The 23,281-nt window shown below is 72.4% G+C and carries 21 protein-coding genes and 1 pseudogene; 7 read left to right on the plus strand and 15 right to left on the minus strand.

The annotated features are described in order from the left end of the window. Positions 1–51 precede the first annotated feature (51 nt). A complete protein-coding gene (locus ACFQVC_RS09025) occupies positions 52–957 on the minus strand; it encodes a methyltransferase domain-containing protein (protein ID WP_381828681.1) in 906 nt (301 codons plus the stop codon). 25 nt (positions 958–982) lie between these two features. Beyond that, a complete protein-coding gene (locus ACFQVC_RS09030) occupies positions 983–1,108 on the minus strand; it encodes a hypothetical protein (protein WP_381828684.1) in 126 nt (41 codons plus the stop codon). A gap of 194 nt (positions 1,109–1,302) precedes the next feature. Between ACFQVC_RS09030 and ACFQVC_RS09035 the strand changes: the two genes are divergently transcribed. Further along, the gene (locus tag ACFQVC_RS09035; protein ID WP_381828687.1) at positions 1,303–1,533 is read left to right on the plus strand and encodes a hypothetical protein; all 231 of its coding nucleotides are present in this window, start codon (positions 1,303–1,305) and stop codon (positions 1,531–1,533) included. Between the two features lie 42 nt (positions 1,534–1,575). On the opposite strand, the gene ACFQVC_RS09040 is transcribed toward ACFQVC_RS09035, so the two are convergent. The 10 genes and pseudogenes from ACFQVC_RS09040 to ACFQVC_RS09085 all read right to left on the minus strand — a co-directional run bounded on the left by ACFQVC_RS09040 (position 1,576) and on the right by ACFQVC_RS09085 (position 14,276). Then, positions 1,576–2,337, minus strand: a complete 762-nt coding sequence (locus tag ACFQVC_RS09040; RefSeq protein WP_381828690.1) for a class I SAM-dependent methyltransferase — start codon at positions 2,335–2,337, stop codon at positions 1,576–1,578. A gap of 33 nt (positions 2,338–2,370) precedes the next feature. Further along, on the minus strand, positions 2,371–3,180 hold the full coding sequence (locus ACFQVC_RS09045; RefSeq protein WP_381828693.1) for an endo alpha-1,4 polygalactosaminidase: 810 nt from the start codon (positions 3,178–3,180) through the stop codon (positions 2,371–2,373). A gap of 66 nt (positions 3,181–3,246) precedes the next feature. Beyond that, positions 3,247–3,900 carry a spherulation-specific family 4 protein gene (locus tag ACFQVC_RS09050; protein WP_381829516.1) on the minus strand — a complete coding sequence of 218 codons (654 nt, stop codon included), beginning with the start codon at positions 3,898–3,900 and terminating at the stop codon, positions 3,247–3,249. Between the two features lie 32 nt (positions 3,901–3,932). Beyond that, the gene (locus ACFQVC_RS09055; protein WP_381828696.1) at positions 3,933–4,835 is read right to left on the minus strand and encodes an NAD-dependent epimerase/dehydratase family protein; all 903 of its coding nucleotides are present in this window, start codon (positions 4,833–4,835) and stop codon (positions 3,933–3,935) included. 8 nt (positions 4,836–4,843) lie between these two features. Beyond that, a complete protein-coding gene (locus ACFQVC_RS09060) occupies positions 4,844–5,557 on the minus strand; it encodes a nucleotidyltransferase family protein (protein WP_381828699.1) in 714 nt (237 codons plus the stop codon). A gap of 111 nt (positions 5,558–5,668) precedes the next feature. Then, positions 5,669–6,670 carry an SDR family NAD(P)-dependent oxidoreductase gene (locus ACFQVC_RS09065; RefSeq protein WP_381828702.1) on the minus strand — a complete coding sequence of 334 codons (1,002 nt, stop codon included), beginning with the start codon at positions 6,668–6,670 and terminating at the stop codon, positions 5,669–5,671. A gap of 248 nt (positions 6,671–6,918) precedes the next feature. Further along, positions 6,919–8,280 carry a hypothetical protein gene (locus tag ACFQVC_RS09070; protein WP_381828705.1) on the minus strand — a complete coding sequence of 454 codons (1,362 nt, stop codon included), beginning with the start codon at positions 8,278–8,280 and terminating at the stop codon, positions 6,919–6,921. 269 nt (positions 8,281–8,549) lie between these two features. Next, positions 8,550–10,031: pseudogene (gene pelF / locus ACFQVC_RS09075) on the minus strand (GT4 family glycosyltransferase PelF); the annotation flags it as partial. 220 nt (positions 10,032–10,251) lie between these two features. Beyond that, on the minus strand, positions 10,252–12,399 hold the full coding sequence (locus ACFQVC_RS09080) for a hypothetical protein (RefSeq protein ID WP_381828708.1): 2,148 nt from the start codon (positions 12,397–12,399) through the stop codon (positions 10,252–10,254). A 515-nt stretch (positions 12,400–12,914) separates the two neighbouring features. Then, the gene (locus ACFQVC_RS09085; RefSeq protein ID WP_381828711.1) at positions 12,915–14,276 is read right to left on the minus strand and encodes a DUF1349 domain-containing protein; all 1,362 of its coding nucleotides are present in this window, start codon (positions 14,274–14,276) and stop codon (positions 12,915–12,917) included. 107 nt (positions 14,277–14,383) lie between these two features. Between ACFQVC_RS09085 and ACFQVC_RS09090 the strand changes: the two genes are divergently transcribed. After that, positions 14,384–15,046 (plus strand): response regulator transcription factor, encoded by a 663-nt coding sequence (locus tag ACFQVC_RS09090; protein ID WP_381828714.1) that lies wholly within the window; start codon positions 14,384–14,386, stop codon positions 15,044–15,046. Here ACFQVC_RS09090 and ACFQVC_RS09095 read toward each other — a convergent pair. Next, complete coding sequence (locus ACFQVC_RS09095; RefSeq protein WP_381828717.1) at positions 15,025–16,032, minus strand: BtrH N-terminal domain-containing protein; 1,008 nt, start codon at positions 16,030–16,032, stop codon at positions 15,025–15,027. The two genes, ACFQVC_RS09090 and ACFQVC_RS09095, sit on opposite strands and share 22 nt — an antisense overlap. 179 nt (positions 16,033–16,211) lie before the next feature. Between ACFQVC_RS09095 and ACFQVC_RS09100 the strand changes: the two genes are divergently transcribed. Both ACFQVC_RS09100 and ACFQVC_RS09105 read left to right on the plus strand, forming a co-directional pair. Further along, positions 16,212–17,114, plus strand: coding sequence for a LysR family transcriptional regulator (locus ACFQVC_RS09100; RefSeq protein ID WP_381828720.1), 903 nt, complete (start codon positions 16,212–16,214; stop codon positions 17,112–17,114). A 98-nt stretch (positions 17,115–17,212) separates the two neighbouring features. After that, complete coding sequence (locus ACFQVC_RS09105) at positions 17,213–18,091, plus strand: Cof-type HAD-IIB family hydrolase (RefSeq protein WP_381828723.1); 879 nt, start codon at positions 17,213–17,215, stop codon at positions 18,089–18,091. A 72-nt stretch (positions 18,092–18,163) separates the two neighbouring features. Here ACFQVC_RS09105 and ACFQVC_RS09110 read toward each other — a convergent pair whose 3' ends face one another. Further along, positions 18,164–18,529, minus strand: coding sequence for an STAS domain-containing protein (locus tag ACFQVC_RS09110; protein WP_381828726.1), 366 nt, complete (start codon positions 18,527–18,529; stop codon positions 18,164–18,166). A 278-nt stretch (positions 18,530–18,807) separates the two neighbouring features. On the opposite strand from ACFQVC_RS09110, the gene ACFQVC_RS09115 reads away from it, so the two are divergent. Beyond that, positions 18,808–19,743 (plus strand): polysaccharide deacetylase family protein, encoded by a 936-nt coding sequence (locus tag ACFQVC_RS09115; RefSeq protein WP_381828729.1) that lies wholly within the window; start codon positions 18,808–18,810, stop codon positions 19,741–19,743. Between the two features lie 46 nt (positions 19,744–19,789). Here the strand turns inward: ACFQVC_RS09115 and ACFQVC_RS09120 are convergent, their stop codons facing one another. Beyond that, complete coding sequence (locus tag ACFQVC_RS09120; RefSeq protein WP_381828732.1) at positions 19,790–21,178, minus strand: helix-turn-helix domain-containing protein; 1,389 nt, start codon at positions 21,176–21,178, stop codon at positions 19,790–19,792. A gap of 242 nt (positions 21,179–21,420) precedes the next feature. Here ACFQVC_RS09120 and ACFQVC_RS09125 point away from each other — a divergent pair, with 242 nt between their 5' ends. Beyond that, on the plus strand, positions 21,421–22,764 hold the full coding sequence (locus tag ACFQVC_RS09125; protein WP_381828734.1) for a M64 family metallopeptidase: 1,344 nt from the start codon (positions 21,421–21,423) through the stop codon (positions 22,762–22,764). 54 nt (positions 22,765–22,818) lie between these two features. Continuing rightward, positions 22,819–23,199, plus strand: coding sequence for a hypothetical protein (locus ACFQVC_RS09130; RefSeq protein ID WP_381828736.1), 381 nt, complete (start codon positions 22,819–22,821; stop codon positions 23,197–23,199). Positions 23,200–23,281: the final 82 nt, after the last annotated feature.

Raw genomic sequence — 23,281 nt, forward strand, 5'->3', positions numbered from 1 at the left:
CGCCGGTTGCCTCCGGGGGGCGGTCGTCACCGTCGGGTGCGCGGGCGGTCGTCACAGTCGGGTGCGGGGGCGGCCGCCTTCCGTTGTGCCGAGGTCCACGTGCTGCCCCTGGCGGCCGGCGGAGAAGGCCAGTTCCCGCCACTGGCCGCGCTCGACGGGCTCCGGCCAGCCCAGGTCGCGGTGCGGAACCGGCAGGCGCTGGCCGCGTACACGCATGAACTCCACCTCGGCGACCGCCCGGCCCACTGCGTTGCCCCGGCCGTCGGCGACGAGCAGCACCAGCAGATCGTGTCCGAAGGGACTGTCCAGTGGCGTCAACAGCACGCCTCCCGGGCGTAGTTGACGCACCCAGGCCTCGGGGATGCGGCGCACCGACGCGGTGGAGACGACTCTGTCGTACGGGGCGCTCCCGGCGTGACCGTGCTCGCCGTCGCCCGTCACGAGGCGGACGTCGACGCCGAGTTCACCCAGGCGGCGCGAGGCGTGAGCGGCGATGCGCGGGTCGATCTCCACGCTGACGACCGTGCCGGGGCCGGTCCTGTGGGTGAGCAGCGCGGTGGTGTAGCCGGTCCCGGTGCCGATCTCCAGGACGCGCTCGCCCGGCTCCGGGGCGAGGTGGCGCAGCAGTTCCACGATCGTGCAGGAAGCGGAGATGCTGGACGTGAAGCGCCCTTCGGCGGGTCCTGTCGGGGCGACGGCGCCGTCGTCGATCTGGGTGATCAGCGAGTACCCGGGGGTGTAGACGGCGGAGAGCCAGGCGCGCGGTTCCATGGCACGGTCGTAGAGGCGGTAGCCGTTCTTGCCGCGCTCGGGCCACCACACGCGGTCGGGCACGAAGTGCTCGCGCGGTGTGGCCAGGAAGGCGTCGTACAGCCACCGGCATCCGGCCATGCCACGGCGCTGCGGATACAGCTCTTCGGCGCAGCGTCTGCGGACGCGCTCGGCCAGCGTGGCCATGACGGTCCCCCGTTCTCGTCCCGGGTCAGTTCTCGTCGTCGAGGTCGTCCAGGTCCGTCTCCTCGGGTTCGGGCATGGGGTTGCCCGGGTCACCCGGTGAGGAGAAGGGTCCACCGACCTGACCGTCGCCCGACTGCCGGTCGTCGCCCACCGCCGCCTCCCGCCGCAGAGTCGTCGCGTCCGTACGGCCCAGGATAGGAGCGGTCGCGGGGGCGCGGGAGTGAAGTACGGCGGCGTGAAGGAGTGCGTTGGGGTGGCCGGACGCGGGTCACGGCGTGACGGACCGTGGATTGTCAGTGCCGCACGAGAGACTCATTGGTCCGCCACCGACGGAGGGACCGACCGATGACCGACCGACAACTCGACGCTGTCCGGGCCTATATCCGCCTGAATCAGAGTGTGCGCGCCGCCCTCGCCGACTCCGGGGCACCGGCTCCGGGTGCGCTGCTGCCGACCGTGCCGATGGCCGAGGCCGACTCCGCCCTCGACGCGGCCGGTCTGCGCGGCAATGAGGCGGAGTTCTTCCGCATGGTCCGCGAGCTCCACGGCCGGTCGTTCACGCACCAGGAGCACTAGGGTCTTCGGCTGTGGTGGCACGCCGGGCCGCCATGCGTAGCGTCACCCGGGCTTGCGGGCCTCGATGAGGAAGCGCGTGGTGTGGGCGACGAACGGGCCCTCGCTGCGGATCTTGTCGTGCAGCTGCCGCAGCCGGTCGCGGTACTGCTCGACGGTGAACCCCGGCACCATCCAGATCACCTTCCGCAGGAAGTAGATCACCGCTCCGACATCGAAGAACTCGGTGCGCAGGGATTCCGCACGCAGGTCGACGACCTCGAGTCCTGCCGCCTCGGCCGCCCGGCGGGCGTCGTCGGGGTGCCGCCCGCGGCGTACTTCCTCGGGCTGCGGGCCGAGGAAGTACTCGACCACTTCGAAGACGCTGGCGGGGCCGACCTGCTGGGAGAAGTAGTGACCGCCGGGCATGAGTACGCGGGCGATCTCCTCCCACCACACGGTCACGGGGTGGCGGCTGACCACCAGGTCGAAGGCCTCGTCGGCGAACGGCAGCGGCGGCTCGTCCTCGTCCTTGACGACCGCCGCGCCCAGCGGGTGGAGCAGCCGGGTGGCCTTGGCGACGTTCGGCGGCCAGGACTCCGTGGCCACCGCCAGGGGCGGCAGTTTCGGCACTCCGGCGAGGACCTCGCCGCCGCCGGTCTGGATGTCGAGGGCGGCCGATGCCCGGGCCATCCGCTCGCCCATCAGGCGCTGATAGCCCCATGACGGCCGGCGTTCGGTGGCCCGTCCGTCGAGCCAGGAGAAGTCCCAGCCTTCCACCGGGGCCGCCTCGGCCTCCGCCACCAGATCTTCGAATGTTCGCTCCATGTCCGTATCGTCGCAGGTCTTTCCGCAGATGCCTCAGCACGGCCGTCGCCACACGCCCAGGTCGAGGCGCTTGCGCATGGAGCTGAGGCCGAGTCTCCCGGTGCGGGCGCAGAAGACGCTGGGCTCGAGTGCGTACTCGACGTGCAGGACGGCTTTGCCCGCCGCGACGAAGGGTTTGAGCCGCTCGCACTCGCCGTACTGTGCGCACTCCTCGTTCACGGCGAAGTCGAAGTCGTCGACCAGCTGCGGCACTTGGGGCAGGTCGTTCTTCAGGCCGACCGACATGCCGCGGGCGTGCGCGAGAGCGGCGAGCATACGGTTGTACGCGAGCTGGTGACGCGCGGTCAGCGGGAAGCCCGTGTCGTTGAGGTAGGCGTCCATCAGATCGGGCTCGACCGCGTCGAAGCCCCGGTCACGGCACATGTCGAAGCGCCGGGCCATCAGCGGGCGCAGGATGTCGAGTTGCCGGATGTCCAGCCACCGCTCCCCCGCCCAGCCGTTCTCGCGGCCGCGCACGGACGCGGGGAAGTCCCTCTGGTCGGGGCGGAAGGACTCCCAGGCACCGGCGTTGATGTAGCAGATGACCTTGCGCCCCTGGCGGTGCAGCCCGCGGACCGCGGCGGCGTCGTTCTCGAAGCCGTCGATGTCGTAGACGGGCACGTCGACGACGGGGTCCACCCGGCCGTCGAGCTGCCACTGCCAGGCGGTCCCCGGGGCGGGCCGCCAGCGGACGGCGGGCGAGGGCCTCTCATCCGGCGCGGGCTCCGGTGCCGAGCAGGCCGTGAACAGGACGAGCAGCGGCAGGAGCAGGAGCAGGACGAACACGGGGCGCGGGCGGATCACGCGGATCAGGGTCCTTCCGGTGCTACGGCTCTCGGTGTCCGGTGCTACGACTTTCGGGGTCCGGTGCTACGGCTCTCGGGGTGCCCGGCGGTCGAGGGCCGGTGGCAGCAGGCACCACGGGTTGGGGCCGTGGCCTGGGACGGCGCAGGACACCGCGGCGCCGCGCAGTTCCGCCGTGCGGGCGGCCAGTCCGCACAGGCCGGCCGGCACCCCGTGGATGAGGTGGCAGAAGCGCTCGGGCGGATGGTCGGCGGTCCAGCGGGGCGCGGCCGGGGCCGCGAGGTAGGTGCGCCAGTCGCCCTCGAAGGTCACGAGGAGATCGGCGAACGCGGCGTATCCGGGGGCCGGGTGGACCCCGGGGTTGAGGACGACGGTGTCCGCGCCGCGCGTGCGGGCGGTGCGGACGATGCGCCGGTAGTGCCGGAGCGCGGAGGTCCCGGCGGCGGCCTGGTCGAGGAAGCAGCCGTCGGTGGCGTACCAGTCGCGGTAGCGGTCGAGGTCCGCGGTGATGTGCCGGCGGGGCCTGCGGCCGTAGTCGGTGTCGACGTAACCGAGCAGCCGCACCCCCGCCGCCCGCAGAGAGCGGGCGGCGGCGGCGAACGACGGCTCCACGGCGGCGCCGGGGCCGTCGGCGACATTGAGGATCACGCCGTACAGCAGGTCGGCGCACTGCCCAAGGCGCTCCCAGGGGCCGGGGTCGGCGCCCGGGTGGATGTACATGGGCACCAGGAGCTGCGGATGCGGTGCGGTGTTCAACGGGCCGCCGGGACCGCGGCACCGGACAGCGAGTCCCAGAGATCCGCGAGGGAGTCGGGCAGGGACCGGCGCGGTTCCCAGCCGAGGGCCGAACGTGCGGCGCTGTTGTCCGCGTAGCTCCAGGAGACGGCTCCTGAACGGGCCGAACCTGCTCCGGTCTCGCCCAGTGGCCCGAAGTGGCCTGCCACCTCCGCCAGTTGTGCCGCCAGGTCACGGACAGCGGTGGCCCGGCCGCTGCCGATGTTGAGCACGGGCGGCAGGGGTTTGTGGGCCGTCGCGGCGAGTACGGCCGCGGCGGCGACGTCGCGCGCGTCGACGAAGTCGCGGTACGCGGAGAGGTCACCGACACGTACGGTGCCGGTCGGCCCGGCCCGCAGGAGTTCGGCGGCGAGGCGGCCCGGCAGTCCGGCCGCGGGCGCCCCCGGGCCGACCGGGTTGAAGACACGCAGGACCACCGCGTCGAGGCCGGAGCTGGTGACGGCCGTGGTGCCGGCGAGTTTGGTGGCCCCGTACGGGCCTTGGGGGCGGGTCGCGGCGTCCTCCCGTACGGGGGTGCGGGGCGTGGTGGGCCCGTACTCGGCGGCGGAGCCGAGGTGGACGAGACGGGCGGTGGGCGCCGCCTCGCGCAGCGCCTCGCACAGGGCGGCCGGGCCGCGGGCGTTGACGTCGGTGAGGTGGACGGGGCTGCCCGCGACGGCGCCGGCGCAGTTGACGACGGCGTCGGGCGCGGCCGCGTGCAGGGCGTCCGCGATCCGCTGTGGCGTGCCGGTCAGATCGAGTGGTACGGAGGCGTCCGGGGAACGGCCGCCGACGAGCAGCCGCACGCCGGGAAGGGCACGCAGCTGCTCGGCGGTGTGCCCGCCCAGGAATCCGGTGGAGCCCAGGACGAGAATGCGCATGGCTCGGCTCACGCTCCCTTGAGGAGCACGCCGCGGCGGGTGCTGAACTCGGCGTTGGCCCGGTCGTAGTCGTCGGGCCGGCCGATGTCGAGCCAGTAGCCGTCGAAGTCGTAGGCGTGCGGCGGTGTCCGGGCCTTGAGCAGGTCGAGCATCACCTCGTCGAAGCCGAGGGGCAGGCCGGGGGTGTAAGCGGCGAGGGTGTCGCGGGAGAGTCCGTAGACCCCCATCGATACGCGGTAGTCCATGCTCGGCTTCTCGGCGAAGCCGACGACTCTGCCGGAGTCGGTGGTCAGTACGCCGAAGTCGATGGAGACCTTGCGGGCGTAGGTGGCCACGGTGAGCGGGGCGCCGGAGTCGATGTGCCGCTTGATGACGTCGCCGTAGTCCAGGTCGGTGAGGATGTCGCCGTTCATGACCAGGAAGTGCTCGGGCAGCCGGTCCATCATCGTCAGCAGCGGCCCCATGGTGCCGAGCGGGCTGTCCTCGGTGGAGTAGTCGATGCGCAGGCCCCATTGGGAGCCGTCGCCGACGTAGGCGCGGATGATGTGGCCGAGGTGGCCGATGGCGATCGTGCAGCTGGTGAAGCCGGCCGCGGCGAGCTGGCGCAGCACGATCTCCAGGATCGCGTGCTGGTCGCCGATGGGCACCAGCGGCTTGGGCAGAGCGGTGGTGTACGGGCGCAGGCGGACGCCCTTGCCCCCGGCAAGGATTACTGCGTGCATGAAGACCCCCCCTTGGGTCGTGCAGCCGCGATGTGGTCCGCGGGTGCGGTTCGTGGTGGTGCAAGTGGTGCGGGTGGTGCAAGTCGTGCGGGTGGTGCGGTGCGGCCGCGGTCAGATGTTGTAGATGCCGGTCTTATAGCGGGCCAGGTTGGCCGGGTCGCGGAAGAAGTCGATGGTGTGGGCGAGTCCGGTCTCCAGGTCGTCCTGCGGCGCCCAGCCGGTCGCGGCGCGAAGGCGGGTGGCGTCGGCAACGAGCCGCATGACCTCGGAGGGCGCGGGCCGGATGCGCTGGGCGTCCTCGCGCACATCGAGGTCGGTGTCCATCAGCTTGCCGATGAGCCGGGTGAGGTCGCCCACCGAGATCTCCCCGCCGGTACCGGCGTTGAAGGTGCGGCCCACCACGGCGTCGGCGGGCGCGGTGCCCACGGCGAGGAAGGCACGGGCGGTGTCCTTGACGTACAGGAAGTCGCGGGTGGGCCGCAGGTCGCCGAGGGTGATGGTGCGCTCCCCCGCCGCCACCTGGCCGATGACGGTGGGGATGACGGCGCGCATCGACTGGCGCGGGCCGAAGGTGTTGAAGGGCCGCAGCGTGACGACCTGGGTGCCGAAGCTGGCGTGGTAGCTGTCGGCGAGCCGGTCGCCGCCGGCCTTCGAAGCGGCGTACGGGGACTGGGTGTTGATGGGGTGGTCCTCGGTGATCGGCACGGTCTGCGCGGTGCCGTACGTCTCGCTGGTCGAGGTGTGCACGAGGCGCGGGATCTCCTGGCGGCGTACCGCCTCCAGGACGTTGAGGGTGCCGGTGACGTTGGTGTCCACGTAGCTGTGCGGCGCCTGGTACGAGTACGGGATCGCGATCAGGGCGGCCAGGTGGTAGACGGCCTCGGCGCCCTCGGTGAGCCGGTGCACGGAGCCGGGGTCGCGGACGTCGCCGAGCACGATCTCGACGTGGTCGAGGACGTCGGCCGCGAGGGTCTCCAGCCAGCCGTAGGAGGAGAAGGAGTTGTACTGGGCCATGGCGCGGACCCGGTGTCCCGAGGCGACGAGTGCCTCGGTGAGGTGGGAGCCGATGAAGCCCTCGGCTCCGGTGACGGCGACAAGTGCGGGTGAGGACACGGACGTTGCTCCTGTGGTGAGTCGGGTGGTGCGCGGGTCGGTGGAACGGGGCGCCGGTCCGGCGGCGTTGCCGGCTCGGCGGAGGTGCTGGTTCGGTGGAGGTGCTGGTTCGGCGGCCGAGCTGGTTCGGTGCAGGTGCAGGTGCTGGTTCGGCGGGCGAGCTGGTTCGGTGCAGGTGCAGGTGCAGGTGCAGGTGCTGGTTCGGCGGCCGAGCTGGTTCGGTGCAGGTGCAGGTGCTGGTTGCTGGTTCAGCGGTGTGCGGCGGGGCGCCCGAGTAGCCGGCAGGCTCCGGCCGTGAGGGCGGCCGCCGCGAGGGCGGGGCAGATCGACTGGACGGGCCCTGGCGGCAGTTCGGCCAGGAGTGCGCCCGATTCGGCGGCCGCGGCGGCGAGGGTGACGGCCGCGGACGGCCAGGCCACCGAGAACGCCTGCAGCAGCAGCGCGGTCCAGAACACGGCGCCCAGGGCGAGCAGCGGCACGGGCGCGGTGCGTGCGAGGACCGCACCGGCCGCGAGCAGCGCCAGGTAGGCGCCGAGACACAGGCCGAGGGCACGGCCCGCGCGCAGGGCGAAGCCGCGCGGGGTCGTGCTGGCGCGCAGCGCGGCCACGGCGAGGGAACGGAAGCGGTAGAGCAGCCATTCGGCGAAGCCCATGCTGAGCGTCAGGACGATGACGGCGCGCGGGTCCTCGGCACCGGCGAGCGCGGCGAGGACGGCGGCGGCGAGCCCGAAGAGCCCGTACGGCAGCGACCGGTGGAGGGCCTGGGCGGGGGCGTCTCCCCCACTGCCCCCGGCACGTGCGGCGGTGTGCAGGGTGTGGCCCGCCACCCCGGCGGCGAGGACCACCGTGCCGAGCAGCAGCGTGAGGACGAGGGCTGTGGGCAGCTGCCACAGCGTCGTGGCGCCCGCGCCCGCGGCGACGGGCAACAGGGTGAGCAGCAGGGCGCGTTCACGGCCCAGGACGAGCAGGACGCTCGCCGCGCCCAGGTACAGGGACTGGCTCACGGCGAAGGCACCGGCGGTGCTGAACCCCGAGAGGAGCAGCCCGGCTCCGGCCGCGGCGAGCGCTCCGGCCGGTGCGCCGAGACGCAGCGCACGGGCCGCGCCCGCGGGCCCCTCCGCGGCCAGGCGCAGATAGGCGCGGTGGCTGAGCCCCTGGTTGAAGGCCCAGGCGAGGAGTGCGGCGGCGACGAGTCCGGTCAGGTCGGCGGCGCCCTGCCACAGTCCGGCGCCGAGCACATAGGCGAGGCCGGGCAGGGCGAAGACCAGTCCGCGCAGGGCGCAGCGCAGGGAGTCGGGGCGCCAGGGGTCGGGGGCGGGCGGCGGTTCGGGGTAGTGGCGCGGGACCCGGTGGTGGAGGTCCTCGGCGAGGGTGAACAGATCGGGCCGGCCGTAGCGCCGCTCGATCTGCTCGGCGGTCAGGCCGTCGGACTCCAGGAGGGCCGCGACCTCGTAGGGGTGGACGGCGGTGGAGATCTGCTCGACGAGCCGCTCGGCGAGTTCATCGGTCGGGTCGGCCGCCCAGCTGGGCCGGGCGCGGTTCTTGCGCGGCCGGGGCAGGACCGGCAGGTCCCCGCCCTCACCGGGCAGCAGGCGCAGGGGTCCGCTCATGCGAGGCCCTCCTCGGCCCGCCGGGCACCCCAGCTGGTCTGCCGCTGCCCGCTGCCCGAGGTCGCGGCACCCCAGCTGGTCTGCCGCCGCCCGCTGCCCGAGGTCGCGGCACCCCAGCTGGTCTGCCGCCGCCCGCTGCCCGAGGTCGCGGCACCCCAGCTGGTCTGCCGCCGCCCGCCGCCCGAGGTCGCGGCACCCCAGCTGGTCTGCCGCCGCCCGCCGCGCTCACAGGACTCGGCACCCGAGGCTCCGGCGGCGGCCGATTCGCGTTCGGCGGCGGCCGGTTCGCGTCCCGTGGCGGCCGATTCGCTTCCGGTGTCGGCGAGTTCGAGGTAGATGGAGCGGAAGGTGTCGATGGTCTGGCGCAGGGTGAACTGCTCGATCACGCGCAGCCGGGCGCTCTCGCCCATCGCGGCCCGCCGTCCGGGTGCGCGCAGCAGTTCCAGGGCCGCGCGGGCCATGGCCTCCGGTTCACGCGGCGGTACGACGAGGCCGCTGTCGCCGACGGCCTCGCGTACGCCGCCGACGTCGGTGGAGACGGTGGCGCGGCCGCAGGACATGGCTTCGATCAAGGTGAAGGGGAAGCCTTCGCTGATGCTGGAGAGCATCACGATGTTGCCCGCCGCGTAGGCGTCCTTGATGTCGTCGACGCGTCCCTCGAAGGTGACGGCACCGCCGTGGCCGAGTTCGGCGGCGAGCTTCTCGCAGCGTTCACGGTAGGCCTCACCGCCGCGGGGTGTGCCGCCGAAGAGCCGCAGCCGTGCTTCGGGGATCTCTTCGCGTACGAGGGCGAAGGCCCTGATCAGGGTCTCCAGGTCCTTGATCGGGTCGACGCGGCCTGCCCAACTGAGCGTCGGCGCCTGGGGTTCGGGCCCGGCGGGCGGGAAGGCCGCGGGGTCCACGCCGTTGTAGACCGTGCGGATCAGGTGCGGGGCGGCGCCGCCACGCTCCTCCCACAGGCGGTTGTAGCGGTTGCCCGGGGTGATCAGGGCGGCGACGCGGTAGGTCTCCTCGGCGAGGAGCCGGAAGAAGCCGAGCAGCAGGGCCTTGACCGGCCAGCGGTAGGGACCGGTGCGATAGCCCAGGTAGCGCTCGCGCAGATAGACGCCGTGTTCGGTCAGGAGCAGCGGTACGCCGTGCTCCTTGTGCCCGACGAGTCCGGGCAGCGCGGCTATGCCGCCGCTGACGGCGTGGGCGACGCCTTGGTTCGGCGGTGTGGCGGCCAGTGGGCGCAGGGCGTGTTCCAGCAAGTCGGTGGCGGTGAGCGCGTCGTGCACGGTGGGGCGGGCGGCGGCCACGGCCAGGCCCTCGCGGTTCCAGACCCCGACGAGGGTGCGCAGCGCCCGGTCGGTGCGCAGGGCGGGGCCGAGCTTCCCGTCGCGGGCGGCGGCGGCCAGTTCGTGGAGCGCGGGCCCGAAGTGCACCTCGGCTGCGGGATCCACGAGGGCGGTGAGGAAGCGTTCATAGGTGGCCATGAGCTGCCGCATACGGCGTCCGCGCGGCGGCGCACCGGTCGGTGCGGGCCCCCACATGGGCAGGGTGACGGGCTCGGACACATGGTCCGGCAGGTCCCAGGCGAGGCTTTCGCGTCCGGTGCCGGTGACGGCGATGACCCGGAAGTCCATGTCGGGCATGCCGCGCACGAGCTGGTCGCACCACACACTCACACCCCCGTGGCTGTGCGGATAGGTGCCTTCGGTCAGCAGGGTGACCAGGGCCGTGCCGGAGCGCGGCGGATGAAGAGATCGCATGCAGAGGTGCTCCCCCGAGGGTCTGTCACAAGAAGTCCGGCGGCGGCCCGTTCACGGCCGGTGTCATCCCGCGCGCTGCCCGGTGCGGGGATCGCGCCCCGGGCGCTGCCCGGTGCGGGGATCGCGCCCCGGGCGCGGCGGGTCGGCGCGCCGCGCCCGGAAGTGCCTTACGGCGCTCGGTAGTTGCTGTGCGTGGTGTCAGTGGTTGCTGTGCGTGGTGTCAGCGTGTGACGCCGTACGGGACGTGCTCGCGCACTCCCTTGGGCGTCGGCAGTTCGCGTGCGGGTGCGGCGACCGGTGCCGCCGCGCCGGTGGTACCGGCGGCCGCGGTCGCGGCGGTGGGCAGCTTCAGGCTGATCTGGTTCTGCAGCAGACCCGGTGCGGCCCAGCCGGAGACGGAACCGGCGTAGGGGGTGCCGAACGGCGAGGTCCCGAGGAGGGTGGTCTGCCGGGTGCCTGCCGGCATGGTGGCGGTGGCCTTCACGCCGCTCGGGGCCTGCACGGTGACGGTGTCGCCGATGCGGTACGCGGTGACCTTGCCGGCGTCGAGGGCGGCGTTCCAGGCCTCGCGGTCGCGCAGTTCGGCGCCGATGTCGCGCTGGCGCAGATTCACCACGGGCGCGTTGTCCGCGTACAGGTCGCGGTACGCCGTGAGGATGCCGTCGAGCACCGGGTAGGCGATCCGGTCCTCGGCGAGGTTGGACTGGTGGATGAAGTGCGGGCGCGGGTCGTTGGCGAGCACATGGCTCATGGCGACACGGGTCTCCAGGGGCACGATGTAGTCCCGGTAGCCGGTGACCGTGTCCAACGGCTCTTCCAGGCAGGTGGAGTTGGCAGCGGTCTCGCAGATGCCGCTGCCGCCGTCGGCCTTCCTGGTGTACATCCAGTTGTACTCGTCGATCTGCTCGACGGTGCGGCCCGCGTTGTAGAAGACGTTCATCGGGAAGCGCGGCACGGTCAGCGAGGGGCCGACCTTGCGCTGGTCGCGGTCGCGGGAGTTGTCGGAGCCGAGCCAGCGCACACCGTTGTCGTTCAGGGCCGGGCCGAGGTTGGGGTTGTCGTCGGGCTGCTGCGGCAGCACCTTCAGACCCGAGTGCTCACCGGTGACCAGCTCGTCGTTCTGCAGCGGGAGTCCGGCGCGCTGCCCCCAGGCACGGTTGTCGCGGATCTGGGCGTTGATGGTGGCCCGTGAGACGTACTTGATGCTGCCGTCGGTGTTCTTGGCGCAGACCCACGGCACGACGGAGACATTCTGTTCGCAGCCGAGGAACGGGTGGTTGTACGTGTGGTTGACCCAGCGGTAGCGGCCGCGGTCGGCGATGAGCTGCTGCCCGAGCGCGTCGGTGCCGCCGTTCTCCTCCTTGAACAGCTCGCTGCCGCCACCGTTGTAGACCATGTCGAGCGTGAAGTTCTTCGCGCCCGACCACATTGCCGCGTACTGGGCGTCCGCCGCCGTCATCCGGATCGGGTCGGGTTCGCCCTGTCCGGGCCGGCAGTCCACGTCGCCGGGGGTGCAGTTGAGTTCGGTGTCCCAGCGGTCGTCGGCGCCGAAGACATCGTCGACGTGTACGGCGAAGTAGTTGCGCCCCGCGCCCAGGTGGACGCCCTGGGTCATCCAGTTCACGATGCCGCGCGCGAGCAGCCGGTACTGCTGCTGGTACTGGTTGTAGACGAAGCTCACCACGAGTTCACGGCGCCCGTCGTGCCGGTACTCGCCGACGATGCTGCCCCGGTCCTGGCCGCCGGGAACGGGCGCCTCGACGTAGCTGGTGAAGTCGGCGCCCGCCAGGGGCTTGGCCACGAAGCCGTAACTCTCGCCCACCGACGGCGAGTTGTCCTCGAAGGGCACCGCCCCGTCGAGATACCCGAAGGGCCCGGCCTTGCCTGCGGCGGTGACTTCGGCCCGCGCCCCGTCGAGGGAACCGCTGTAGCCGCCGTTGACCGGGTAGTCCAGGCCTACTTCGGGGCGGGCGTAGGTGTAGGCGTCCACCTGCGGGACGGCGAAGTTCTTCTCGTACGCGGCGAGGGCCGCCATCTCGGCCGAACCGGCGCCGAACGGGTTGTCGTTGGGGAGCACCACGGCCTGGTACTTGGCGCGCGGCCGGCCGTCGACGGTGTCGGCGAGGAACGCCGCGTTGATGGTCGGGCGTCCGCTGCTGTTGAGGTCCACGGTGGTGAACGGCGTGCCTGCGACGTCGAGTTCGGCGGCGATGGCGGCGGTGGCCGGGCCCCCGTCGGTGATCACCAGGACCTTGAGGTCGATACGCGGTGCGGGCGCCGCGGCCGCCGCCTGTCCCGGTGCGGTGAGCGAAAGCGTCAGTGCTGCAGAGGCCGTGGTGAGCGCGGCCCTGCGGAACGTGCGGTTCATGCCTTGGTGGTCCCTCCACGGAAGGGGCATGCCGGAGGTGCGCCGGCATGCCCCTGTCCCCCCAGTGGGTCGGCCGGGCGGCGACAGGCCGCCCGGTGTCCCACTCTGTCGGGTCATATCGTGAAGGCTCGGCGAGGAAAAAAGTGAGGGCGCCGTGAAAGCTGGCGCGAAACGGTTCCGCTTCAACTACCTCAGAACCGCCCACAGAAGCCGTCAGGACCCTTTCTTCCCGTGCCCCGCGGAACCTTTCCGCCCTGGCCACGACGCGTCACCGGGCCAGCAAGCGGTTGCGCAACGCCCTGAAAGACGGTCATGGTCCAGACCTCCGAAATTTTTTTGTGCCACGCACCGGATTCGGCCAATCACCGCCGGTTCATCCGAGCGGAAGGTTCAGTTCCGCTCATCCTGGGTATACGAGTGCCTCCAACAGGCCCGCTCCCGCGGCTAGTTGGGGCATGCATCTTGCATGCTTCAACCGTGCGACCTGCATGCTTCGGACCGTGCGCGCTCCACGGTCAACGCCAGTCGGAGCGCTTCGGTGGTCCATCCGACTGCGCCGGTTCTCCGTCGACTTGCATCGCCTCGGCGTCGCCTTGCATCGGCTCCGCGTCGAACCGCGGCGGCGGTACGTCGGTGCGCTCCGGCACAGCAGCGGACTGCCGTCGCAGCCGGTACAGCGCGGCGCCCGACACGACCGCCGCGTACCCGCAGAGCACCGCGAACCCGGCCGGGGGCGCCAGCGGGAAATAGCCCTCGGACGGCACGTAGTGAGCGAGCACCTGCGGGTACTCACGCAGGCTCTGCGTGACCGCGAAGCCCGCGGCCGGTGTGACTCTGAGCAGCCACTGCGCGGCACCCTCCGGCAGCAGCGGCGACACCGCGAGCACATAGGGCAGGGGCAGCACCAGTACGGCGATGAGGACCGCCTGCCACACCCGCCGCAGCAGGACGCCGAGCGCGAGGGCGAGAACCGTCCCCGCCCCCAGCACGGCCGCGGCGCCGACGACCACCCGCACTTCGGTGAGGACTGCCACCGGAGCGACTCCGGTGCCGTTGGCGCGCAGGATCGCGGTCCCCGCGACGAGCACCGTGCCCGTGCCCACCAGCCCGACGAGGACGGCGACGGTCCCCGTCACCAGGGCCTTCGATACCAGCACACGGGCGCCGCGGGTGTCCGCGGTGGCGAAGCGGATCGCCACCACCATCAGCACCAGCAGCGCCGGCACAAGCCCGATCAGGGTGTTCTCCACAGTGCGGGCACCGCCCTCGGAGGCGACCGGTCCGATGTCGCCCGACCCGGTGACGGTGAGCCGGTCCCCCGCCTCGACCAGACCGGGGGCCCGGTGCTTCTCCTCCCAGTCCGTCTCCCCCATCGCGCCGACGGCGTCACCGCGCCATGCGCCGGGGCGTGCCCCCGCCACCGTGACGTGGTCGAAAACGGCGGTGGTCTGCGTGAACCGCACCTCACCGATGCCCGCCCCGAGCCCGACGCGCCGTAGCGTCAAGTCCCCCGGGGACGAGGCGAAAAGCCCCTCCTGGGCGGTGCCTGACAGTCCGGCCAGGCGCACCGTCGCCACCTTCACCCACCGCTTGCCGTCGGCCGACTCGTAGCCCGTGACCATCTCCCCGGAGCGGACCAGGCGCAGCCACCGCGGGTTCGCCGCCGAGACCCGGCCCGGCCTGCCGGCCTTGTCATGGGTGTAGTTGTGCTGCATGCGTACGCCGTGGCCGCCCGTCATGGTCAGCGCCGCGTAGGCCGAGCCCTGCCGCAGGCCGTCCTTGATGACGAGTCCGGCCTTCGCCCACGGCACGAGACCGGGGACGATCTCGTCGTGGTCGGGCGGCGGGTAGGTGATGATGCCGGTCATCGAGATCATCCGCGCGCCGTCGTCTCGCTCCCCACCGCCGCACCCCCGCCCGCGACCCCGGCCGCCGCTCTCCAGGACGTGGCTTCCCAGGACGCGGCCTCCCAGGGGGCTGTCGAGTGAGGGTCCTGGTCGTCGCGGACGCGCGCCCCCTGGCCGCCGTCGTCGCCGAGGGGCTGCGCGACCAGGGCATGGCCGTCGACCGGTCGTACGACGGCCTCGACGCCGCCGCCAAGCTCCAGCACACCTCGTACGACGTGGTGCTCCTCGACCGCGATCTGGCGGGGCTGCACGGCGACACCCTCTGCCAGATGATCACCGAGCGCGAGTACCGGCCCATGGTCCTGATGCTGACCGCGGCCGGCTCCCCCGGTGACCGGGTCGCCGGTCTGACCCTGGGTGCCGACGGCTATCTGGCCAAGCCGTTCCACTTCCCCGAACTGGTCCTCCGGATCCGCGCGCTGGCCCGCCGACGGCCCTCGGCCCGCCCCCGTACGCTGCGTGCGGCCGGAGTGGAACTCGATCCGCTGCGGCACACCGCCACCCGGGACGGCCGTCAACTCGACCTGTCCGTCAAGGAGTTCGCGCTGCTCGAAGCGCTGCTGCGGTCCTGCCCCGCCTTCCTCAGCGCGGAGGAGCTCCTCGAACAGGTCTGGGACGAGCATGCCGACCCGTTCACCAACACGGTCGCCGTGACCGTGAGGCGCCTGCGCCGCAAGCTCGGCGACCCACCGGTGACCACCACGACACCCGGGGTGGGCTACCGCATCGCGGGGCCCTGAGAACTGAGGCGGCTCAGCGCCTCCATGGCCTCGCGTTCGATGCGGGAGAGATCGCCGAGGAGGGTGCCCGCCTGATCGAGGTAGCGGGCATCGACCGACTCACCGGCCTTCGCGATCAGTGCCGCGGCTTCCGTCCAGAGGGCGGCCGCCTCGGTGTACAGGCCGTGGCCGGTGCGCAGATGGCTGCTGTCGATCAGCCGGGTGCACTCGCCGAGGAAGTCGCGGTAGAGGTTGCGGAACAGGGCGCCGCCGGTGCCGGCCTTCTCCATCAGGAGTGCGGCCTGCGGCAGGTCCCGCTGTGGGTGGTCGGTCCGCTGGAGCCAGGTGCGGACCCGCTTGCCCGCCTTCTCGATGCCACGGTGCCCCAGGTTGGCGATGGGCGGATGGAGGAAGGCTTCGGCGCAGGCGGTGACGGCGGGGATGATCCGGTCCGCCGGGGAGGGCGCGTCGCCCGGAACGGTGAGCGTGAACGACCGGTGCCTGGCGGCCATCGGGCCGCGTGCGGCCCGGGCCTTGGCGAGACCGGTCAAGCTGGTGACCACCGCTCCGCCCTGCTGCTCGGTGTCCACGAGGTGGGCTTCGTGGTCGTCGTAGCCGTACATGGCGACGACATGGCCGGCGAAGTGCACCTTCGCCCCGAAGTAGTCCAGGTGGTAGCTGTCGAGCTGCAGTCCGACGGGGTGGCCCGCGTCGATGGGCGCCGTCACGTTCCCCCAGGCCTTCCGAGGTGAGGTGGTCTCCCGGACTTCCAGCTCAAGGCCGAGCGTGGCGGCGAGATTGCCGGTGAGCTCGAACGGCTTCACCCGCCCCCCGAGGAAGGGGAAGCCCATGGCCTTGCTGTCCCAGTAGATGAAGGACAGACCGGAGCCGAGGCCGAAGAGCATGGGCTCGGACAGATCGAGCCCCTGGTGCCGCAGCAGCACGCCCAGAGCCGTTGTCTCGCAGTGCTGCGCACCGCGGGCATCGATATCTCTCACCGTCGTCATGCCACGTACTCCTGGAAGGGGGTGACCGGCCGCCGCCCCCATCGTCCCCCGCCACCGCGACGCAGCGCACGAGAACCCTGGCCGAGGTGGGGATCGGCCGCTTCGGCGATGGGCCCGGCGCCCCGCCTGTCCCCGTCCACCGAAGCGCCCTCCTTATGGCGATTGATTACTCTTTGCCCATGCCGCTCTCGCACCGTGTGCCCGACCTCGTCTCGCTGGAGCTGCTGCTCGCCGTGGCCCGGCACGGGAGTCTCGGGCGGGCGGCGCGCGAGCTCGGTGTCAGCCAGCCCGCCGCCAGTGCGCGGCTACGTGCGATGGAGACGCAGGTCGGCTTCGCCCTGGTCGAGCGGTCGCCGCGGGGGTCACGGCTGACGGAGGCCGGGGCTCTGGTCGCGGACTGGGCGGGGCAGGTCGTGGGTGCGGCGGAGACCCTCGAAGCGGGGGTCGAGGCCTTGCGTACCCGACGCGACAGCAGGCTTCGGGTGGCGGCCAGCCTGACCGTCGCCGAGTACCTCATGCCCGCCTGGCTGGTCGCGCTGCGCGTGCGGCGCCCCGACACCACGGTCTCCCTGACCGCGGGGAACTCCGCGACCGTAGCGACCCAAGTTCTCGCCGGGGACACGGAGTTGGGCTTCGTGGAAGGTATCCGCATCCCGGCGGGCCTGGACCGGGTGAAGGTCGCCGATGACCGGCTCCTCGTCGTCGTGGCCGAGGGTCACCCCTGGGCCAGGCGGCGCTCGGGCATCACCGCGGCCGAGCTCGCGCAGGCCGCGCTGATCCTGCGGGAAGAGGGCTCGGGCACCCGTGAGGTGCTCCACCGCGCCCTGGCCCCGGCGGGCGGCCTCGGCGAACCGCTGCTCGAACTCTCCTCCACGACCGCCGTCAGGGCGGCCGCTCTCTCGGGCGCGGGTCCGGCCGTGCTGAGTGCGCTGGCCGTACGCGACGACCTCACCGCCCGGCGCCTGGTCGCCGTACCCGTGCGGGACACGGACCTCTCCCGCCCCCTGCGCGCCGTCTGGCCGACGGGCCACCGCCCCACGGGCCCGGCCCGCGACCTGCTCACCCTCACTCGCAGCACCTGAGACCCCCCTCTTCTTTCCTCTTCTTTGCGGTCGCGTACGATACGGGCCTGCCTCACTCCGGGAAGATCCCCACCCCCGCACCCGTCCTGGACCACCGAATGCCGTCACCCACCGACCCGCACGCAGCACCCGCCCGGCCGCACACCGCCGGCCATCCGGACGCACCGCCCGACATCCGGCTCATCGTCACCGACATGGACGGCACCCTCCTCGACGAGCACGGCGAGATCCCCGGAGATCTGTGGCCGCTCCTGGCCGAGCTGCGTCGCGACGGGGTGCTCTTCTGCCCGGCCAGCGGACGCCAGTACGCCACCCTGGCCGCACAGTTCGCGGACGCCGGCGACGGGATGGTCTTCATCGCGGAGAACGGCAGCTACGTCGTGCGCGACGGCCGGGAAGTCAGCTCCGACCCGCTGACGGACTCCTTCGTACGTGAAGTCGTCGCTGCCACAAGGGAGTTGGCCGCGAGCGGCGTCGACGTAGGCGCCGTCCTTTGCGGGAAGAAGTCCGCGTACGTCGAACGCACCGATCCCGCGTTTCTGGCCGAGGCGGCCAAGTACTACACGCTGCTGACACCCGTGGCCGATCTGACGGACGTGGACGACACGTTCATCAAGGTGGCCGCCTTCGACTTCGGCCCGGCCGAGCAGTCCACCGCCCCGGCGCTGCAGCCGTTCGACGCCACCCACCAGGTGGTCGTCTCCGGGAAGCACTGGGTGGATCTCATGAACAGCACCGCCAACAAAGGCGCGGCCGTACGACGGCTGCAGCGGGAGCTCCGTATCACGCCCGCGCAGACCATGGTCTTCGGCGACTACCTCAACGACCTCGAAATGCTCGACGAAGCCGAGTGGTCCTTCGCGATGGCCAACGCCCACCCGGAGGTCATCGCCCGCGCCCGCCTGCTCGCTCCGGCCAACAGCGAGTCGGGGGTGCCGCGCACCATCCGCCGGGTCCTGGGACTCACGGACGCCTGACCCTCGACGACGGCCTCCCTGCGGCCACGCCGCGGCCACGACAGCCTCCCCGCGTCACGACGGCCCCCGGCCTCAGGAAGGCGCGACCGGCGCGACCGCCTCAGCGGCCTCGGCGACCGTGGCGTAGACGAATCCCTTGCGGCTGATCCCCTGGGCCGCGAGGGCACCCGGAACCATGGCTCCGCCCGTCAGGGCGAGGGAGCCGCCGCGCGCCCGGATGCGGGAGCGTGCCTCGGTCAGCTGCCGCAGGCCCGGACCGTCGATCTCCCGCACCTTGCGCAGGTCGATCACGAAGTGCCGCAGACCGGTGTTCGACAGGCTGAGGAGCGGCTCGCACACCAGGGGCGCGGTGGCCGCGTCGATGACGCCCTCCGCCTCGATGGCCAGGACACCGACGGCCGCGAAGTGGGGCGTCAGACGCAGCCGTTCTTCTGCCATTGCGCGGCTTCTCCCTGTCGTCCCTGGGCCGTCCTGCAGATGGACAGTTTCCCTTGCGGGCCACTGCGGCACCGTCGCCACCACCCTGCACGGCCACCTGCCCCCTGCCCCGCGGTTCATGCCGGTCGGATCCGGACTCCTCGTCCGGGAAGGGCACAGAGGCCCCGGACAGCGCCGGCGCGCAAGGCGCGGCCGGTCCGTGGCGCATACTCTGGGCGCGACGTGACCGACAGATCCCGGCGGGGTCGGGGGCGGCCTCCGGGTGGCAGTACGCGACTGTGGCGGGAGGCATCATCGCTGATATCGCACGGACCGCTGCACGGAGCACCCGGAACACCGAGAGCGCCGCACGGACCGCCCGGAGCGCTGTACGGATCGCCCGGGTCGCCGTCGCGGCCCTCGTCCTCCCGGCCGCCCTGGCGCTGCCGCTCCCGACCGGCTCCGCCGCGGCGCAGCCGTCCCGGTCGGCCCAGTGCCCCGGCCCTGACCTGTACGGCCATGCCGTACGCCATCTCCCGACGCCCCACAAGGCCGTCGCGCTGACCTTCAACGCGGGGTGGGACACGGACGGGGTCGGCGAAACGCTGCGTGTGCTGAGGGAGCTGAAGGTCCCCGCCGCCTTCTTCCCCACCGGCCGGTTCGCGCAGGTGTTCCCACGGGAGACCCGGGCCATGGCACGCGAGCATGTCGTCGGGAACCACTCCCACACCCATCCGCACTTCCCCTCGCTCACCGGAACCCGGCAGCGGACGGAGATCACCAGGTCGCACCAGGCCATCGCCCGTGCGATCGGCCACTCCCCGGCGCCGTTCTTCCGTTTCCCCTACGGCGAGTTCGACGGCGCGAACCTCAGGAGCGTCCACGAGGCGGGCTATGTGGATCTGGAGGCCGCGACGGACACCCTCGGCTACCTGGGCCCGGGGCGCGGGCAGAGCGTCGACAGCGTCGTCCGCCGCGCTCTCGACGCCCTCAGCCCCGGCGCGGTCCTGCAGATGCACGTCGGCCGGGGCCCCGGCGGTCGGCGGCTGCCGCTCGATGTGGAAGCCCTGCCGCACCTCATCGCGGTGATCCGCGCCCACGGCTACGGATTCATCGACCTACGAGACCTACGAGACCTTCGCGATGTGCGCGATGTGCGCGATGTGCGCGATGTGCGCGATGTGCGCGATGTGCGCGATGTGCGCGATGTGCGCGATGTGCGCCGTCCCTGTTGAAGCAGCGGCGCCGAGCGCGCGCAGCGACCAGCGCCGCCCGCGCCCCTCACATAGGTGGCGCGGCAGGCGCGGGCCCCAAGGTGGTCGTGCCCGGTGTCGACCGGTGGGCGAGGCCCGTGCGGTAGGCGTCGAGGGCGGCTTCCGTCCGTCCCGTGCGTCGCAGCAGATCGCCCAGGAGGCGGCACAGGTCCGCCAAGTCGCCGACCGCGCCCGCCCGTTCGAGCAGGGGGAGTGCCGCGCGGTAGTGCTCCTCGGCGGCTTCCGTGTCGTCGCGCTCCTCGGCGATCCGGCCGAGCAGGCGGTGGGCGGCGCCCGCGTGCACGGCGCCCCGGCCCACCCGCAGGGCGGCGGTGTCCGTGCCGGCGGTGAGCAGGGGGCGCAGCAGCGTCTCCGCCTCCTCGGGCCTGCCGCGCCTGCGCAGCACATCCGCCAGTTCGACCTCGACCTGCTCGGTGAAGAGCGCGGCCCGCTTGGAGGCGAGCATGCCGTGGGCGGTGCGCAGTTCGTGCTCGGCTCGTTCCAGGTCGCCGTCCTGGGCGTGCACGTATCCGCGCATCCAGTGGCAGTGGGCGAGTTCGGTGTGGATGTGCAGCTGCCGGTAGAGCTCTCCGGCCTTGGCGAGTGACGCGTCGGCCTCGGCGAGGCGCCCCTGCGCGATGAGCGTCCTGGCCACACCGCGGTGCATCCCGGCGACAAGGGCCGGATCGTCCACTCGCGGGGCGAGGGCGAGGGCGAGTTCGGCGGCGTGCGCGGCGCGGGCCTGCGCTCCCATGTCCATGTAGGGCGCGATGGCCGCCGTGTAGAGCAGCAGCAGGGCCTCGGGGTCGGGCAGGCCTGAGGCGTTGAGCTGGTCGAGGGTGGTCTCCAACAGGTAGCAGGCGTAACGGAGTTCACCGGTGAGGCGGTGCACGCCCGCGCGGCCGCGGATGGCGGGGACGCGGCGGGGCAGCGGCTCGTCGGCGAGCAGCCGCTCGACGGCGGTGAAGCAGTCCTGCGCGTCCTGGAGTTCACCGGATTCGAGGAGACAGTCACCGAGGCCGAGGAGCGCGTCGGCCTGTTCCGCCGGGAGCGCCTGCTCGACGGCTTCGGCGTGCAGCGCGCGGAAGAGGGCGGCCGCGTCCTCGGGGTCCCCGGTGGCAAGGGCGCGCCGCGCGTCGGTCAGCTGCAGGCGCAGTTCGGCGGCCACGTGCGGGGGGCGTCCGGTGGCGAGTTCCTCGGGGCTGACGCCGAGCCGCCCGGCGAGGTGGCGCAGGGCGGCCTCCGAGGGGCGCGCCTTGCCCGCTTCCAGCGTGGAGACATAGGCGGGTGTGTAGGCGGGTTCGGCCAACTGCCTCTGGGTGAGGCCTCGTTCCGTGCGCAGACGAAGGACGCGACGGCCGATCGCCGCGGGTTCTTCGGCGGCGGCCGGTGTGCCGCCGGAGCTGTTCTCCGCCACTTCTGCCTCTCGGTGGATCGGGGGCCGGGCACCACTCTGGCCGATGCGCGCGGCAGGGACAGCGAAGCCGTCGGTGGTCCTGGCCTGAACTCACCGTTCCCGTGCGCGACTTGGGTCCCGGGCGTTGCCCGCCGCCCCTTCCGCCTCTACGTTGAACCACGACTTAACCCGGTTTAACTCACCACTTACACCCCCCACTTATATCGCGGAACCGGCGCCCGTGGGCGTCTCGGGAGGACACCATGCGCAGACGAATATCCGCAGTCGCCCTCGCCGCGGGTCTGGCCGCGGTCGTCGCCGTCACGGCCCCGGCCGCCCAGGCGGGCCCCGGCGGCACGGACGGGACCGACAGGACGGACAGGGCCGGCCGGGCGGACACGTCCGCTCTCGCGCAGGACCAGGACCCCGAGCGCGTCGAGTACTTCAGCGGCCCCGGCGCCCACCCACGGCACACCACCGTGCCCGCGTCCGCCCCGCTCTCCGCCAAGCAGAAGGCGACGATCGCGGACGACGGGGATGTCGTCCCGGTCGTGCAGGCCGGGCCGAGCGACGTCAAGCTCGATGTCGTCTTCATCGGTGACGGCTACACCGCCGCCCAGCAGGGGGACTTCCACACCGACGTACGCGCCAAGTGGTCGGAGATGGCCGCCGTCGAGCCGTACGCCTCGTACGAGGATCTGTTCAACGTCTGGGCCGTCGACGCGCACTCGCGGCAGTCCGGTGTCTCGGGCGATCCGACGAGCGATGTCCGCAAGGACACCGCCCTGGGCTCGGAGTTCCACTGCGACGGCATCGAGCGGCTGCTGTGCGTCGACACCAACAAGGTCGAGGCGTACGCGAGCAAGGCCGCCGACCCCGATCTCGTGGTCGTCCTCGGCAACTCCGCCAAGTACGGCGGCGCGGGCTACTTCGACATCACCTCGCCGTCCGGCTACGACGGCATCGCCACCGCCTCGTCCGACCACGCCGACTCCGACCAGGTGGCCGTGCACGAGACCGGGCACTCGCTCGGCAAGCTCGCCGACGAGTACTGGTACGACGACGGGGGCACCTACACCGGGCCCGAGCCGGGCGATCTCAACCTCACCAAGCTGAGTGCCGCCGAGATGAGCGCGCAGAAGGCGAAGTGGTACCGCTGGCTCGGACAGCCGTCGCCCGACGGCGGCACCGTCGGCGCCTACGAGGGCGGCGGCTACCACCCGCGCGGACTCAACCGGCCCACGAGCGACTCGATCATGCGGACGCTCGGCCGCGAGTTCAATCTGCCCGGACGGGAGGCGATGATCGCCGGCTTCCACCGGCACGCCCCCGTGCTCTCCAGCACCACGCCCACCGACCGGCGGCTGCGGCGCACCGAGCGTGTACGCGTCGAGACATCCGGCCGGGCGCAGCTGCGCTGGTACGTCGACGGCCGTGAGGTCCGCCGCGCCCGCGGCGAGTCCGCGGTCACACCCCGCGCCCTCGGCGTCCCGGCCGACGGCCGCCCGCACACCCTCACGGCCCGCGCCACCGACCCGACCGACGCGGTCCGCGACCCGAAGCTGCGGGCCGAGCTCCTGACGGGTTCGCTCAGCTGGCACTGCTGACCGGGCGCGGCGCGCCTTGCGCGCAGGCCACCGGCCGCCTGATGGGATGCGCGCGTGAACGCGCACAAGCTCATCACCAGCATCGGGGCGGCAGCCGCCACCCTCGGAATCGTCCTCGCATCCGGCCCGTCGGCAGTGGCCGACGGCAAGTGGTGCAACAACTCCGTCTGCATCGAAACGTACGACAGCGGCACCTACTTGGGCCGCGTCGAGGTGTCGGTGACCAACACCAACCAGCCGCACAGCATCCGCGCCCGCGTGTGGACCACGGACGGCTGGAGCGCCCACACCAAGACCGAGCACGTCGACGCGTTCCGGACCTATCGCGACCAGGCCTACCCCCAGCGCCACTTCCCCGCGGGCACGCGGCTCTGCGCGGAAGGCTTCCGCGGTGACGCGAGCGTCGGCCTCCCCTGCGTGACGCTCACCAACTGAACCCGGGCGCCGCGCACCGACCGGCTCCGCACACCGATCAGCCCCGCCCACATCTCGACCACCTCAACACCCCCTCGTTCCC

This window comes from Streptomyces monticola, assembly GCF_042665355.1.
Classification (GTDB): domain Bacteria; phylum Actinomycetota; class Actinomycetes; order Streptomycetales; family Streptomycetaceae; genus Streptomyces; species Streptomyces monticola.

Bases quoted from the DNA above. Each gene is read 5' to 3' on its own strand.
- ACFQVC_RS09025 (WP_381828681.1), bottom strand. From the start codon at position 957: ATGGCCACGCTGGCCGAGCGCGTCCGCAGACGCTGCGCCGAAGAGCTG.
- ACFQVC_RS09035 (WP_381828687.1), top strand. From the start codon at position 1,303: ATGACCGACCGACAACTCGACGCTGTCCGGGCCTATATCCGCCTGAAT.
- ACFQVC_RS09040 (WP_381828690.1), bottom strand. From the start codon at position 2,337: ATGGAGCGAACATTCGAAGATCTGGTGGCGGAGGCCGAGGCGGCCCCG.
- ACFQVC_RS09050 (WP_381829516.1), bottom strand. From the start codon at position 3,900: ATGTACATCCACCCGGGCGCCGACCCCGGCCCCTGGGAGCGCCTTGGG.
- ACFQVC_RS09055 (WP_381828696.1), bottom strand. From the start codon at position 4,835: ATGCGCATTCTCGTCCTGGGCTCCACCGGATTCCTGGGCGGGCACACC.
- ACFQVC_RS09060 (WP_381828699.1), bottom strand. From the start codon at position 5,557: ATGCACGCAGTAATCCTTGCCGGGGGCAAGGGCGTCCGCCTGCGCCCG.
- ACFQVC_RS09070 (WP_381828705.1), bottom strand. From the start codon at position 8,280: ATGAGCGGACCCCTGCGCCTGCTGCCCGGTGAGGGCGGGGACCTGCCG.
- ACFQVC_RS09080 (WP_381828708.1), bottom strand. From the start codon at position 12,399: ATGAACCGCACGTTCCGCAGGGCCGCGCTCACCACGGCCTCTGCAGCA.
- ACFQVC_RS09085 (WP_381828711.1), bottom strand. From the start codon at position 14,276: ATGATCTCGATGACCGGCATCATCACCTACCCGCCGCCCGACCACGAC.
- ACFQVC_RS09095 (WP_381828717.1), bottom strand. From the start codon at position 16,032: ATGACGACGGTGAGAGATATCGATGCCCGCGGTGCGCAGCACTGCGAG.
- ACFQVC_RS09100 (WP_381828720.1), top strand. From the start codon at position 16,212: ATGCCGCTCTCGCACCGTGTGCCCGACCTCGTCTCGCTGGAGCTGCTG.
- ACFQVC_RS09105 (WP_381828723.1), top strand. From the start codon at position 17,213: ATGCCGTCACCCACCGACCCGCACGCAGCACCCGCCCGGCCGCACACC.
- ACFQVC_RS09110 (WP_381828726.1), bottom strand. From the start codon at position 18,529: ATGGCAGAAGAACGGCTGCGTCTGACGCCCCACTTCGCGGCCGTCGGT.
- ACFQVC_RS09125 (WP_381828734.1), top strand. From the start codon at position 21,421: ATGCGCAGACGAATATCCGCAGTCGCCCTCGCCGCGGGTCTGGCCGCG.